This is a genomic window from Methylomonas montana (assembly GCF_030490285.1).
Classification (GTDB): domain Bacteria; phylum Pseudomonadota; class Gammaproteobacteria; order Methylococcales; family Methylomonadaceae; genus Methylomonas; species Methylomonas montana.
This window is the reverse complement of the sequence record NZ_CP129884.1, coordinates 2,760,741-2,774,655: the sequence shown is the minus strand read 5'-3', so window position 1 is coordinate 2,774,655 and position 13,915 is coordinate 2,760,741. Positions and strand designations below refer to the sequence as shown.

Annotated in this window: 10 protein-coding genes and 1 pseudogene; 4 read left to right on the top strand and 7 right to left on the bottom strand. The window is 51.3% G+C overall.

From position 1 onward, the window contains the following. Positions 1 to 28: 28 nt before the first annotated feature. The 3 genes from hrpA (at position 29) to QZJ86_RS12825 (ending at position 5,147) form a co-directional block, all read left to right on the top strand. On the top strand, positions 29 to 3,919 hold the full coding sequence (gene hrpA, locus QZJ86_RS12835) for an ATP-dependent RNA helicase HrpA (protein WP_301670816.1): 3,891 nt from the start codon (positions 29 to 31) through the stop codon (positions 3,917 to 3,919). A gap of 42 nt (positions 3,920 to 3,961) precedes the next feature. Continuing rightward, on the top strand, positions 3,962 to 4,657 hold the full coding sequence (locus QZJ86_RS12830) for a rhomboid family intramembrane serine protease (protein WP_301670815.1): 696 nt from the start codon (positions 3,962 to 3,964) through the stop codon (positions 4,655 to 4,657). Between the two features lie 166 nt (positions 4,658 to 4,823). Beyond that, a complete protein-coding gene (locus tag QZJ86_RS12825) occupies positions 4,824 to 5,147 on the top strand; it encodes a hypothetical protein (protein ID WP_301670814.1) in 324 nt (107 codons plus the stop codon). A gap of 57 nt (positions 5,148 to 5,204) precedes the next feature. On the opposite strand, the gene QZJ86_RS12820 is transcribed toward QZJ86_RS12825, so the two are convergent. From QZJ86_RS12820 to QZJ86_RS12810, 3 genes and pseudogenes are all read right to left on the bottom strand, one after another. Further along, positions 5,205 to 6,779, bottom strand: coding sequence for a peptide chain release factor 3 (locus QZJ86_RS12820; protein ID WP_301670813.1), 1,575 nt, complete (start codon positions 6,777 to 6,779; stop codon positions 5,205 to 5,207). A 161-nt stretch (positions 6,780 to 6,940) separates the two neighbouring features. Next, positions 6,941 to 7,499: pseudogene (locus QZJ86_RS12815) on the bottom strand (IS3 family transposase); the annotation flags it as partial. Positions 7,500 to 7,910: 411 nt separating this feature from the next. Next, on the bottom strand, positions 7,911 to 8,111 hold the full coding sequence (locus tag QZJ86_RS12810) for a hypothetical protein (protein WP_301670812.1): 201 nt from the start codon (positions 8,109 to 8,111) through the stop codon (positions 7,911 to 7,913). A gap of 542 nt (positions 8,112 to 8,653) precedes the next feature. Between QZJ86_RS12810 and QZJ86_RS12805 the strand changes: the two genes are divergently transcribed. Further along, positions 8,654 to 9,439 (top strand): hypothetical protein, encoded by a 786-nt coding sequence (locus QZJ86_RS12805; RefSeq protein ID WP_301670811.1) that lies wholly within the window; start codon positions 8,654 to 8,656, stop codon positions 9,437 to 9,439. Between the two features lie 39 nt (positions 9,440 to 9,478). Here QZJ86_RS12805 and QZJ86_RS12800 read toward each other — a convergent pair whose 3' ends face one another. From QZJ86_RS12800 to QZJ86_RS12785, 4 genes are all read right to left on the bottom strand, one after another. Then, a complete protein-coding gene (locus QZJ86_RS12800; RefSeq protein WP_301670810.1) occupies positions 9,479 to 9,985 on the bottom strand; it encodes a DUF4410 domain-containing protein in 507 nt (168 codons plus the stop codon). 76 nt (positions 9,986 to 10,061) lie between these two features. Further along, positions 10,062 to 13,187 carry a type I restriction endonuclease subunit R gene (locus tag QZJ86_RS12795; RefSeq protein WP_301670809.1) on the bottom strand — a complete coding sequence of 1,042 codons (3,126 nt, stop codon included), beginning with the start codon at positions 13,185 to 13,187 and terminating at the stop codon, positions 10,062 to 10,064. Next, the gene (locus tag QZJ86_RS12790) at positions 13,184 to 13,606 is read right to left on the bottom strand and encodes a putative toxin-antitoxin system toxin component, PIN family (protein WP_301670808.1); all 423 of its coding nucleotides are present in this window, start codon (positions 13,604 to 13,606) and stop codon (positions 13,184 to 13,186) included. Before QZJ86_RS12790 ends, QZJ86_RS12795 begins: the two co-directional genes overlap by 4 nt. Beyond that, positions 13,593 to 13,868 (bottom strand): type II toxin-antitoxin system Phd/YefM family antitoxin, encoded by a 276-nt coding sequence (locus QZJ86_RS12785; protein WP_301670807.1) that lies wholly within the window; start codon positions 13,866 to 13,868, stop codon positions 13,593 to 13,595. The genes QZJ86_RS12790 and QZJ86_RS12785 overlap by 14 nt, the downstream gene beginning before the upstream one ends. Between the last annotated feature and the right edge of the window lie 47 nt (positions 13,869 to 13,915).

The following is a 13,915-nucleotide window of genomic DNA, read 5'->3' as shown; positions in this document are numbered from 1 at the left end:
TGACGGCCTTTTTTCGATATTGACCATCATGTCCGCGCAAGACACGCTTAAACACCTCGCCAAAAATCTCCACGACTGCATGAGCATCGACCGCCACGGCTTGAAGCGGCAACTGGATCGCTTGCGCAGCGAGGCGGGCAGGGGCAAGGATGTCTCGGCGGGTTTGCAGCAGGTTTCAGGCAAGATCGAGCGTTCGGTGAGCCGTTGCAACCAGCGCCGGGCGGCGGTGCCGCTGATCAACTATCCGGATTTGCCGGTCAGCGGCAAGAAGGACGAGATTGCGGAGTTAATCAAGAACAATCAGGTCACCATCGTCTGTGGCGAGACCGGCTCCGGCAAGACCACGCAGTTGCCGAAAATCTGTCTGGAAATCGGCCGGGGCATCAGTGGCTTGATCGGCCATACCCAGCCGCGACGGATCGCCGCCCGCACCGTCGCCGACCGCATCGCCGAGGAGCTGGGCCAAACCATCGGCCAGGCGGTGGGGTACAAGGTGCGCTTTCACGACCAGACTCATCCCAATTCACTGGTCAAACTGATGACCGACGGTATCTTGCTGGCCGAGTCGCAGAACGATCCCTACCTGAATCAGTACGACACCATCATCATCGACGAGGCTCATGAGCGCAGCCTGAATATCGATTTTTTATTGGGTTATCTGTGCTGGTTGTTGCCGAAACGGCCCGACTTGAAAGTGGTCATCACCTCGGCGACCATCGACCCCGAGCGTTTCGCCAAGCATTTCGGCAATGCGCCGATTGTGAACGTTTCCGGGCGCACTTATCCGGTGGATGTGCGTTACCGGCCCATCGAATTGATAGAGGAAGACGACGAAACCGATGCCGATTTGCAGCAGGCGATCCTGGATGCGGTCGACGAGCTACACCGGGATTTACGCGGCGATATTTTGATTTTCCTCAGCGGCGAACACGAGATTCGCGAAACCACAGAATCCTTACGCAAATCACACAACAACAGCCGTTACGACGTGCTACCGCTGTATTCCAAACTTAGCGTCAGCGAGCAGGAACGAGTGTTCAAGCCCAGCGGCAACAAGCCGCGCATCGTGCTGGCCACCAACGTCGCCGAGACTTCTCTGACCGTGCCGGGCATCCGTTGCGTGATCGATTCCGGCCACGCCCGCATCAGCCGTTACAGCTATAAGAGCAAGATTCAAAGGCTGCCGATAGAACGCATCTCCCAGGCCAGCGCCAACCAAAGGGCAGGGCGTTGCGGCCGGGTCGCGGAAGGTATCTGCATCCGGCTGTATTCCAAGGAAGATTATATTGCTAGGCCGGAATTTACCGAACCGGAAATCCTGCGCACCAATCTGTCATCGGTGATCTTGCAGATGGCGGCATTGAAGCTGGGCGACATTGAGGATTTTCCGTTCATCGAGCCGCCCGACGACAAGATGATACGCGACGGCAAGAATGCGCTGTTCGAAGTCGATGCACTGGACAAGCAAGGCCAGTTGACCGACACCGGCCGGCAACTGGCGAAGATTCCGACCGACCCGAAACTGGCGCGGATGCTACTGTCCGCCGCCGAACTGGCGTCGTTGTCGGAGGTGGCGATTATCGTCTCGGCCTTGAGCATTCAGGACCCGCGCGAAAAGCCGGCCGACAAGATGCCGCAGGCCGAAGCCAAGCATGCGCAGTTCAAGGCCGAAGATTCGGATTTTTTGAGTCTGTTGAATTTGTGGAATGCCTTTGAGGAACAAAAAAAACATTTGTCCAACAGCAAGCTGCGCAAATATTGCCAGGACAATTTCCTGTCCTATATCCGCATGCGCGAGTGGTACGACATTCATGCCCAGATCATGCAGGTAGCGCGCGGCGATTTGAAGCTGAAGTTCAACGACAATCCAGCCAATTACGAGCAGATTCATTGCGCGCTGCTGCCAGGGCTGTTGTCCAACATTGGTTTTCGCCACGAGCAATACGAATATCTGGGCGCGCGTGGCTTGAAGTTTTTTATCTTCCCGGGTTCCGGCCAGCATAAGGCCAAACCGAAATGGATCATGGCCGCTGAACAAGTTGAGACCAGCAAGGTCTACGCCCGCACCGTCGCCAAGGTCGAGCCGGAATGGATAGAAGCCGCCGCTCAGCATCTGGTCAAACGCAATTATTACGACCCGCATTGGGAGAAAAACGCCGGCCGCAGCGGCGTCTACGAGCGCACGCTGTTGTATGGTTTGACCCTGCAGGCCAAACGCAAGGTGCCTTACGAGAACGTCGACCCAAAAGCGGCGCGGGAGATGTTCATCCGCCACGCGTTGGTCAATCACGATTATCACAGCAATGCGCCGTTCTTCAAGGCCAACGAAAAACTGCTGGAAGAGGTGGGTTACATCCAGCACAAGGGCCGCCGCGTCGACCTGGTGGAGGACGAGGAATGGCTGTATCAGTTTTACGATAAAAAGCTGCCGCCCGAGATCGTCAGCGGCATCACCTTGGATCAATGGCGCAAGAAGGTCGAGCGCGACCATCCCAAGATTCTGTTCCTGACCAAGGAAGATTTGACTCGCAGCGACGACGGCAAAATCAACGACTGGGATTTTCCTGATGCTAAGAAGATCGGCGATCTGACTGTCGAGTTACATTATCGCTTCGAGCCCGGCCACGACGAGGACGGCGTTACGGCCATTATTCCGGTGCATCAGCTCAACCAGATCAGGCAAACACCGTTCGACTGGTTGGTGCCTGGTATGTTGGAGGAAAAAGTCGTCGCGCTGATCAAGTCGCTGCCCAAGCACTTGCGCAAACATTTCGTGCCGGTGCCGCAGACTGCCCAGCAATGTCTGGAGATCGAGCCTGATTTTAAAGGTTCCTTGTTCGAGTGGTTGAGCGGCAGGCTGCGCAAATTGACCGGCGAATCGATTCCACTCAACGAATGGCAGTCCGACGCCTTGCCGGAACATTTGAAGATGAACTTTCGGGTCGTTGACGATAAGGGTAGGGCGCTGGGCTGTGGTCGCAATCTGGCGAAACTGCAAGCCGAATACGCGACCAAGGCCGGCGACAGTTTCGACAAGCTGGCGCAGGAGGAAATGAATTACACCGGCTGCATCGCCTGGGCCTTCGACGACTTGCCGGAGACCAAGCAGTTCATGCAGCAGGGCCAAACCTTTCTGGGCTTCCCGGCTATCATCGACGAAGGCGAGACAGTGGGCGTCAAGATACTGGATACCCAGCGTAAGGCCGACCTGGCGCATTACGATGGTTTGACCAAGCTGTTTCAATTGCAATGCCGTAAGGATGCGCAATACATTCTGAAAAACAGCGGCGTCGCCGCTACTTTGCAACTGGCGTATAACCAGTTGCCCAAGCATCCTTTATTGCCGGAACGATCGGGCGGCGATTTTAGAGAGGATCTGCTATTTTTGATATTCAGCAGCGTGTTCGTCGAGGATAAAAGCATACGTAGTCAACAACAGTTCGAGTCGGTGCTGACCGCAAAAAAATCCACACTGGTCACAGTTGCCAATCAAGTCGGCAAGCACCTCACTGAAATCATGGCAAACTACCAAACTGTCAGGCAAAGACTGAAACAACCCGGCGTGAGTGCAAGTTTGCGGGAAGATGTCGGAAAGCAACTAAGCTATTTGTTGTACAGCGGATTTATTCGCCACACGCCCTTGGCACAGTTGCAGGCCATACCGCGTTATTTGAAGGCTATCGAGTTCCGTCTGGAGAAGCAAAAACCCGATTCGGCAGATATTCAAGGCCTGCAACGATTATGGCAACGCTTTTGGCAAGCTATCGAAAAGCAAACCAAGACGGCGCCGATCCCGGAGCGCGAAGCGTTCCGTTGGGGATTGGAAGAACTGCGGGTATCGTTGTTTGCTCAGCAACTGAAAACGGCTTATCCGGTTTCCGTGCAACGCCTGGAAAAGATATGGAACGAAAAGTTTTAACCTGCCTCTCAATCATGTGCTAACTAAATTTGGACGCTTAAGATGATACCCATCAGAGATTCGATCCCCTGCAATACCAAGCCTTATGTGACGTGGGGCATCATGGCTGTCTGCATCGCCGTGTATCTGATGATGTTGTTGATGTCGGACGAAGTGGGGCAGCACTTTGTCTATATGTACGGTATGGTGCCGATTCGCTATTCCAATCCCGATTGGGCTTACAGTTTTGGTTTACCGCCTGATTATTACCTGTCGTTTTTCACTAGCTTGTTCCTACACGGCGGTTTCGGGCATTTGTTGATGAATATGGTGTTTCTATGGATATTTGCCGATAACATCGAAGATTTAATGGGACATAAACGCTTTTTGGCGTTTTATATTTTGTGCGGATTGCTGGCGACGTATGCGCAATGGTATTTCTATCCGAAAATGGCGATTCCGGTCGTCGGCGCCTCAGGTGCAATTGCCGGTGTGTTGGGGGCGTATTTCTTTCGTTTTCCGCAAGCTACGGTGGTGATTCTGGTGCCCATCATATTTTATCCCTTGTTTTTTCAGGTGCCGGCGATTGCCTTTCTGGGTTTTTGGGTCATCGTACAGATAGGCGACGTGTTTACCGCGGCATTTCTGGATAACGTCGCGGTCGATTCGGCTTGGTGGGCGCATTTGGGCGGTTTTGCCGCCGGAGCTTTGCTACATCCTTTTTTCATCGAAAAAAAACAAGAAGAATATCAGTGCTAATAAAATCTTAGCCCAGGTAGATTGCCACTAAGCGGCAAAAAGTCGAGAAACCGTAGGGCTTTTATTTTATAATGCCGGCATCAGTTAACGGCTAAAAAGGCAATATAAATCAAGACCGTTGCTTGTGTGCGCAAAAGATTCTTCATTTATTCGAGAAAAATAAGTCATGAAAAACGTTAATGTCGTAGTGGTAAGGCTGTTGCAGTTTGTGGTGTTCGCCCTGTTCACTTTCATCGTATTGTTGTACTTTGGCACGATGATATTGCTGCCGCTGGATATCGTGGTGTTGATCACCAAATTCCTGCATGTATTGGGTATCGGCACGCTGTTTGGTGCCATCGTCGCGGTGCCTGTCGTGGCCTATTTGGGTAAAATCGTTTATGGCACACCTGGTTTGATTCAGATGATCGTCGACAATGGTATCGATCTGGCCAACACCGGTAAACAAAAAGTCGAAGCGTTTAATAAAATCGCCGAAGCCGTTAAATAATTATTTATTGGGTTGGTAAAAAAGGGGCTTTACAGCCCCTTTTTTGTGTCCGCGGTTTTACAGCTCTCGCGTTGCGCTAAAGGTAATATCCGGCCAGCGCTCTTCGGTCAGTTGCAGGTTGACCCGGCTGCTGGCCAAGTAGACCAGATAGCCGCCGCCGTCTTCGGCCAGATTTTCGAAGGCCTTGTTTCTAAATTCTTCCAGTTTGGCCGGGTTTTTGGCGCTGACCCAGCGTACGGTGTTGATCGGCGAGGCATCGTATACGCACTCGACGTTATATTCGTTTTTCAAACGATGGGCGGTGACGTCGAACTGCAAGATACCGACCGCACCCAAAATCAAGTCGTTGTTTTTCAAGGGTTTGAACAGCTGCGTCGCGCCTTCCTCGGTCAATTGCACCAAGCCTTTTTGCAAGGCCTTGGCACGTAGCGGGTCTTTCAATACCACGCGGCGGAATAGCTCCGGCGCAAAGTAGGGGATGCCGCCAAATTTCAACGTTTCGCCTTGCGTGAAAGTATCGCCAACCTGAATCGTGCCGTGATTATGCAAGCCGATAATGTCGCCGGGATGTGCTTCTTCGACGTTTTTGCGGCTGTCGGCTTGGAAGGTAATCGCGTTAGCAACTTGGATGCTTTTGCCAATCCGGACATGATGCAGTTTCATACCTTTGTCGAACTTACCCGAGCAAATCCGCATGAACGCCACTCGGTCGCGATGGGCAGGGTCCATATTGGCCTGAATCTTGAACACGAAACCGGTGAATTTTTCTTCGTCGGGTTGGACTTCGCGTTGTTCGGCTTGCCGCGATCTCGGGCCGGGCGCGTATTCGGCGAAGGCGTCCAGCAACTCGATGATGCCAAAGTTATTGATCGCCGAACCGAAAAATACCGGCGTTTGCTCGCCGGCCAGATATTTGGCGTGATCGAATTCGTGGCTGGCTCCCTTCACTAGATCGATTTCGTCTCGCAACTCTTCGGCCTGATAACCAAGCAGTTCGTCCAGCTTGGGGTTGTTCAAGCCTTTGATAACTTCGGCCTTGGCGATACGGCCGCCGTGATGCGGGCTGAACAACAGAATCTCGTCTTTATATAACTGATACACGCCCTTGAAGCGCTTGCCCATGCCGATTGGCCAGGTCATAGGCGCACATTGAATTTTCAGCACGCTTTCCACTTCGTCTAGCAATTCGATCGGTTCGCGGCCCTCGCGGTCAAGCTTGTTGATGAAAGTCAGGATCGGCGTGTCGCGCAGTCGGCAGACTTCCATCAGCTTGATGGTCCTGTCCTCGACGCCCTTAGCAACGTCGATTACCATCAGCGCAGAATCGACGGCGGTCAAGGTGCGGTAGGTATCCTCGGAAAAGTCTTCGTGACCTGGCGTATCCAGCAGGTTGACGATGCAATCGTTATGCTCGAACTGCATCACCGAGGTGGTCACCGAAATACCGCGTTCCTTTTCCATCTCCATCCAGTCGGACGTCGCATGGCGGGCAGCTTTGCGGCCTTTGACCGAACCGGCTAGCTGAATCGCGCCGCCGAACAGCAATAGTTTTTCGGTGATGGTGGTTTTACCGGCGTCGGGGTGGGAGATGATTGCAAAAGTGCGTCTTCGCTTGAATTCAGTGGGTTCCATTGATTGTTTTATTTAGATTGGCATAATTGTGTACACAGCCATGTACGCAAATAAAAAGTACACTTCCGACAATACGATAAGTATTGCCGGAAAATATCGGAATTATATCGTAGATTCTTCCCAGGCGATGGCGTCCTCGGATCCCCTATTTCCCAGACAGTTCACCAAGCGACAAATTTAAGTTCATAAGCTTCAGGGGACATATAACCCAATTCAGAATGAAGCCGTTTGCGATTGTAGTACACCTCGATATATTCGAAGACGTGTTGTTTGGCTGCTTGGCGAGTTACAAATCGTTCGCCCGCCATGAACCGCTTCAACTTTTAAGCGGTGGTTCCAGCTTTCCATGGCGGCATTATCATAGCAATCGCCTTTCTTACTCATACTGCAAATCAATTGATGCCTGTTCAACAGCTTTTGATACGTTGCTGAACAACACTGGCTCCCCCGATCCGAATGCACAAGCACGTCCTTGGGCAGATGACGCCGCCAAAGTGCCATGGTCAGGGCATCACAGACCAGTGTGGCGCTCATACGTTCTGAAATCGACCAGCCAATCACCCGCCGCGCATACAAATCCAGGACAACCGCCAAATAACCAGCCTTCGTCCGTCCAGATGTAAGTGATGTCAGATACCCATTTTGATCTGGTTGATCCGCCTCAAAGTTCTGATTTAACAGGTTGAGCGCAACCGGCAATGAATGATTGCTGTTGGTGGTTGGGCTACCTTGGGCACGCCATCGCGATGAGCTCGCTCGACTGCTTGCTCTTTAAACTGCGGCGAATATTAAGTACGTTTGATTGATGATTGTTTGGGACTGTTGGTTCTCATAAGACTCCTCAGGTTGCGAGATTACTCTCTTAGCTGGGTGTCTGGGATTTGGGGCAAGATCAGTCGTACATTGGATTAGAATTGTTGTTCGTAGTGTTTCTTCTGCGGTTGGTTGGCTTTCCATGCGGAAATCAGGCGCGCACAGCCGCCGCGTAACGTCCACGCCACGATTAAAATACAATTTTTGCCACCCAGAATTTATTCAGGCCAAGTTGAAGAACATCGGCCAACATGCTATGCCCAGATGAAAAACGAAAAATTGTAAGCTTCTGGTGGTACGTTGTAATTGCGGTATCGATCAATTCCGGTCGATTTCGATATTTTCTTTGCTACCGCTTTTGGAGACAGCGAGCATAATGCCAATACCGAGCGCGATAACGAATCCGATCACAGCCCATGCCGTCCCGATATTAGCCAGAATACCCAATTTCCAGAGTGCAGCAAGAATTCCACAGAGCAATATAACGTAACCGAGAAGAAAAATACCTGTCCATTTCATGACAAACCTTTTTTATGTGATAAACAGATGACTAATTAGTCATCTGTTTATCACATAAAAACACACGATTGCAATAAATTAATGATATAGCTATCATTCATCAGCTTCAATAATAACCTATTGATTTAGAATAAATTTTCTTTGCAATTAAACAGTAGGGCACCTCGAAAAACTTATCGCCATGAGAAAATAGCCCTATTGCACACATACCGCAAAACCACCAGTCTGTCATCATCGGAAAGCTCGCCTTCAAACAGGTCATTTACCTTGGCGATGATCTTCACCAAATAGGCTTTTTCTTTTTCTTGCACCGAACCTGTGCCGGGGTCAAGCGCTTGGTTAACCAAGCATGCGGATACAGAGCAAGTTTATGGCTGCTTAAAAATCCGGATTATGAAATGATGACCGCGATGCCAGTCAGAGGTTGGGTAAATAATCTGATACGCAAGGGTTCGCGCTGGAATACAAGCGGTTTGAAATCGAATATCAGACTGACATTTAATCTATTCGCCATTAGTTATTCAAAAAATCAATGATGAATCATGATCCAAGTAGAATCTGAAATCGAAAAATTGCTTCATAAAGCCCTGTTAACGGCAAATCTGAGAATTATTGGCATAGATGGTGAACTTGGTGTCGGAAAAAGTGTGCTGGCAAATCAACTGAGTGCGTCGTTTAAACTCCCAGTGATCAGCATGGATCAATATTGCAGCTCTGGAACGGGGCAATATGTCGAAGGTTTGAATCTTGTCGCTCTTCGCAAGGCTATTGAAATGTTTCCAACGCCAGTTATAGTTGAAGGAGTATGTCTGCTAAAAGTTCTTGAAAGAATTCGATTAAATGCGGATATACACTTTTTCCTGTTTTCTGAGCCCGGAATAAGCTATACCTCTAATTCAAAAGTAGTGACCGAGGTAAATGATTACATCTCTGAGTATGAACCGCGAAACAAAACAAACTGGGTATTCAATATGAATCAGCAAACCAATTCACTCGACGTCGATATTGCCTACTTGAAAATGAAGACTATCGTGGCCGTCGTTCTTGCATTTGGCGGAATCACGGCGTTGATTGTCGGTGCCATCGTGCTAACACTTGGCGTTAATGCTGCAAACAGCGCAGTTTTTGAGATTGGGGGATTTAAGGTGACGGCCGAAGGCATTGGGGCTGTGATATTGGGTTCTTCAGTTTTTTGGGCTTACTTTGCCTACCTATCGCGTCCGGTTTACGCCCGCAGGCGGGAGATAATATCGAAGCAACTTGCAGATGGCAGCGCGCACTCGGAAGAACGCGAAACGTCGACCATGGTGACCGTCGACAAGAATTAAAAGCGATGACCTGGTTTTTCCAAGAGAAACCACATAGTTTCAGTTCTCGTTTCCTGTTGCCTGATCGACAATGTGTTTAGACGCTTCTTCCAACAGGATGAGAGTCGATGTTTCCGCGCCACCAAAGTTTCTGGTGGGTTCGTATTGGGTGCCGGGGGCAATTTCCATCCCTGTGAACCGTTCGGCGCCATCGTAATCAACCAATACCTGGCCATTTTTTATGTATTTCGCGTTATAGACCAATGAGCCACGTCCGGCACCAAATCCGATAGTCAGTCTTAATGCTGCATTTCCCGGATCGAATGCTGATATGGCTACGTCCAAGTGTGTAGCATTTTCATCGTTGACGACATTAAACCCGGCTGTCAGAAGATTAGCTTGGATGTATCGCGAGAGCTTATCGACGATTTCCGAATTCTGACCAGTCACAGATAGCTTTATGTCTTTGCCATAGCTTGATACTGTTTCTGGTGACGATGTCCTGACTTGATGTGACGAACAGGCTGCCACGGCGCAGGCAAACAATAGTGCGGCTAGTATTTTCAATGGTTATCCCGCTTTTTTAAATCTCAAATTTGAACGTCGATATTGAAACGGTAGGATTAATGCAATTTGCTACCCGCTAAGACATCCGATTTTCCCCGCGCGCTCGCAGTGCTTCATACAACTGTGCCGGCCCGAGCAAAATATCCCGCAAGCCAACTCGAACCTTTTCGGAATCCAATGCCTGTTTGCTCATGGTGGTGTGCGCGGCAAAGGCGTCGATTATCGCGTTCATCAATTCGTTGGATAGGTCGGGGGAGTTGGCGAACTGCTCCTTGGTGTTGTTCGTTGCCTGCTGCACCAGAATCTGCGATTCCAACAACTTGCCCTTGATCACGTTGTTGACATACACCAGCCGGTCATCGTCGGTCAGGTCACCGTCAAACAGGTCATTCACCTTGGCGATGATCTCGACCAAATACGCTTTCTCTTTTTCCTGAACCGTGCCGGTGCCTGGATCGGTCATTGGCATTAATTTCGGATAATCGCCGGATTCCAACGCCAAGTCGCGTTTACCGGTGCGTTTCAGGGTGTGATGGGTCAGGATGACCTTGGATAGGTCAATCCCTTCGCGTTCCCGGCCGAACTCCAGCAAGGGCAGCAGGCGTTTGTAGAAGATAAAGCGCTTTTCGATGGCGGTATTGCCGTAATCGAATATCTGCGACAGAAACGCATACAGTCGCTGGAAGGCGCCGATGTCGTGTTTGAACAGGATCAGCGCGTTCAGTTCGTTTTGGGCGTCTGCCATCGCCTTGCCGTCTTCTTTTGCAGTGGCGGCTTTCAGTTTTTCCTGCGCTGCCTTGTAACGATAAAGCAGGCGAGATACCACCGGTTCCAGTGCACCGGTTAGCTCGCTTTGCTTGGCATACGGATTAAATTCCACCGCAACCACCCGGTTGACTTCAAACTCGTCGTAAAAACCGGCCGCATCCAGTTTCATCCTTAAATCGAATACCAAATGCGGATCGGTGACATTGGCTAGTTCCGCCGTCTCGTAGTAGGTCTTGAACGCCGCCAGAATCTCATCGGGGTCGTTGACGAAATCCACGACATAAGTGGTGTCCTTACCGGGATAAGCGCGATTCAATCGCGACAGCGTCTGCACGGCGGCGATGCCGGCCAGGCGTTTGTCGACATACATGCCGCACAGCAAGGGCTGGTCAAAGCCGGTCTGAAACTTGTTGGCAACCAACAGGATTTGGTAATCGTCGCTTTTGAAGGCTTCGCGGATGTCGGAGCCTTTTAAATTCGGGTTCAGGCTGCGGCTGGTTTCCGTGAACGGATCGGGGCCGGATTCGGCGTCGTTCACCTCGCCGGAAAACGCCACCAGCGTGCCGATCTTGTAACCCTGGCTCTTGATGTATTGATCAATCGCCAAATGCCAGCGCACCGCTTCCAGGCGACTACCGACCACCACCATCGCCTTGCCTTTGCCGTCCAGCAGCGGCGACACATTCTCGCGGAAATGCTCGACGACCACCTGCACCTTTTGGCTGATGTTGTAAGGATGCAGTTTGACCCAGCGCATGATGCCTTTCAGCGCTTCGCTGCGCTCGACTTCTTTGTCGTCGATCTCCCTGCCGTCGTGTGCCAGCTTGAAGGCCAATTTATACGGCGTGTAATTCTTCAACACATCCAGGATGAAGCCTTCCTCGATGGCTTGGCGCATCGAGTAGACATGAAACGGGGCAGGGAGGTTATCTGCGCTGGCGGGCAAATCGGGATTGGGCCTGCGACCGAACAATTCCAGGGTCTTGGCTTTGGGCGTGGCGGTGAATGCCACATAGGTGATGCCGCTATCCGCCGCCCGATTGGCCATTTGCGCCGCCAGCACATCTTCGGTGCCGACCTCGCCGCCGTCGTTCAACTCGGCCAGTTCTTCCACTGACAGCACGGCTTTGAGTTTGGCGGCGGCTTCTCCTGTTTGCGACGAATGCGCCTCGTCGGCAATCACCGCAAAGCGTTTGCCTTGGGTCGCCGCCAATTCCTGCACGGCTTTCAGCGCGAATGGAAAGGTCTGTATCGTGCAGACCACGATCTTCTTGCCGCCGGACAACGCACTAGCCAATTCGCCACTCTTGCTGGCTGATTCACCCTTGATGGATGCCACCACGCCGGCGGTGCGCTCGAAATCGAAAATCGCTTCCTGCAACTGACTATCCAGCACCGTGCGGTCGGACACCACCAGCACAGTGTCAAATAGCTTTTGATGTCCCGCGTTATGCAAATCGGCCAGAAAATGCGCGGTCCAGGCGATGGAATTGGTTTTGCCGGAACCTGCGGAGTGTTGGATCAGATACTTGCCGCCAGTGCCTTCTGCCAACACCGACGCCACCAGTTTGCGTGTGGCATCCAGTTGATGAAAACGTGGGAAGATGATTTTCTTGATCTGGTTTTTCTTATCCTTCTGCGCCACCAGGTAGCGGCCCAGAATCTCCAGCCAGCTATCCCTGGACCAGATACATTCCCATAAATAGGCGGTGCGGTGGCCGCCGTTTTCATTGGCAGGATTTCCGGCAGCGCCATGGTCGCCGCGATTAAAGGGTAGGAAGTTCGTCGCCGCACCTTCCAGCTTGGTGGTCATCATCACTTCCATCTGACTGACGGCAAAATGCACCAGCGCGCCATTCGGGAACGACAATAACGGCTCGGCAGCGCCTTGACCTTTGGGTCGCGGATCACGATCGAAGCGATATTGATCCACCGCATCTTCCACCGACTGGGTGAAATCGCTTTTCAGTTCGACGGTGGCGACAGGAATGCCGTTCAGGAACAGCACCAAATCGATGGCATTTTCGTTATGCAGCGAATAGCGAACCTGCCTGACTACTCGCAGCCGATTGGCGGCATAGCGAACCAAAATATCTGGATTCATCGCCAACGCCGGCTTGAACTGTGCCAGCTTCAATGGTTGCCTCAAGCCGATTAGCTCGATACCCTGGCGCAGAACGTCTAGCGTGCCGCGTTGGTTGATGGAATCGCGTAATCGGTCCAGCAACACATCGCCAGCCTGAGCGCCGTGATTCTTTTGCAAGGTTTCCCATGCTTTCACGTCAGTGGCTTGAATCCAGGTCAGCACATCCGCCGGAAACAGCGCGCGATCACGGTCATAACTCCCAGCATCGCCTGATGCATACAACCAGCCATTAGCGGCTAAGTGTTCGCAAACTTCGGTTTCGAAGTGGATTTCCTTATGCAGACTCATTGTAAATATTGGGCAGGGGTGAGAATTGGAATGTTTTGCCAAGGACTAAGAACCAACAAATCCTCATCGCTGGAAATGATTAATTGCGCGGAACAGTGTAGCGCCAAGGCCAGAAACTTATGATCCTGAGGATCGCGGCAAGGCGGCAGCAAAGTTTTTTCCTGTTCAATCGTGACAGGAAGCAAGGTCGCGATAGAACGATAACGTTCCACAAATTGCCAACGGCTATCTCTGTCAAGATAACGGTCAAATTTATCGCGCATCAATACCCTTTCCAATTCGGCCAATGTCGCTGGAGAAACACACACAGTGGCACTGGCTATGGCTTTTAAAAAAGCTTGGCGGGGAATGGACTGCGGCCGCAACACAGCACTCACCAGAGTGCGAGTGTCGATGACCAGACGATTAGCGAAGTTCATGCACCCAGCGCGTTACCTCATCGTCGGTCAATAGGGCGTTGTCAGCACTGAGTTTAGCATCGGTATCGGCAAAATAGGCCTCAAAGTTGGCAACAGCTTGTGAGCGTTGCTTGCGTATCGCCATCAGTTCTTCCATGTCCTGCTTGGACACCATAAATGCAACCGGTCTGCCACGGCGGGTAATGGTAACGGGTTCGCGTTGTGCGGTATCCAGCAATTCGCCAAAGTGGTTTTGGGCTTCGGCCGATGTCATGGTGCGCATAATTAAATCCTCCAATTAGCTAATTTAGGGATTATAGGGATGTTTTC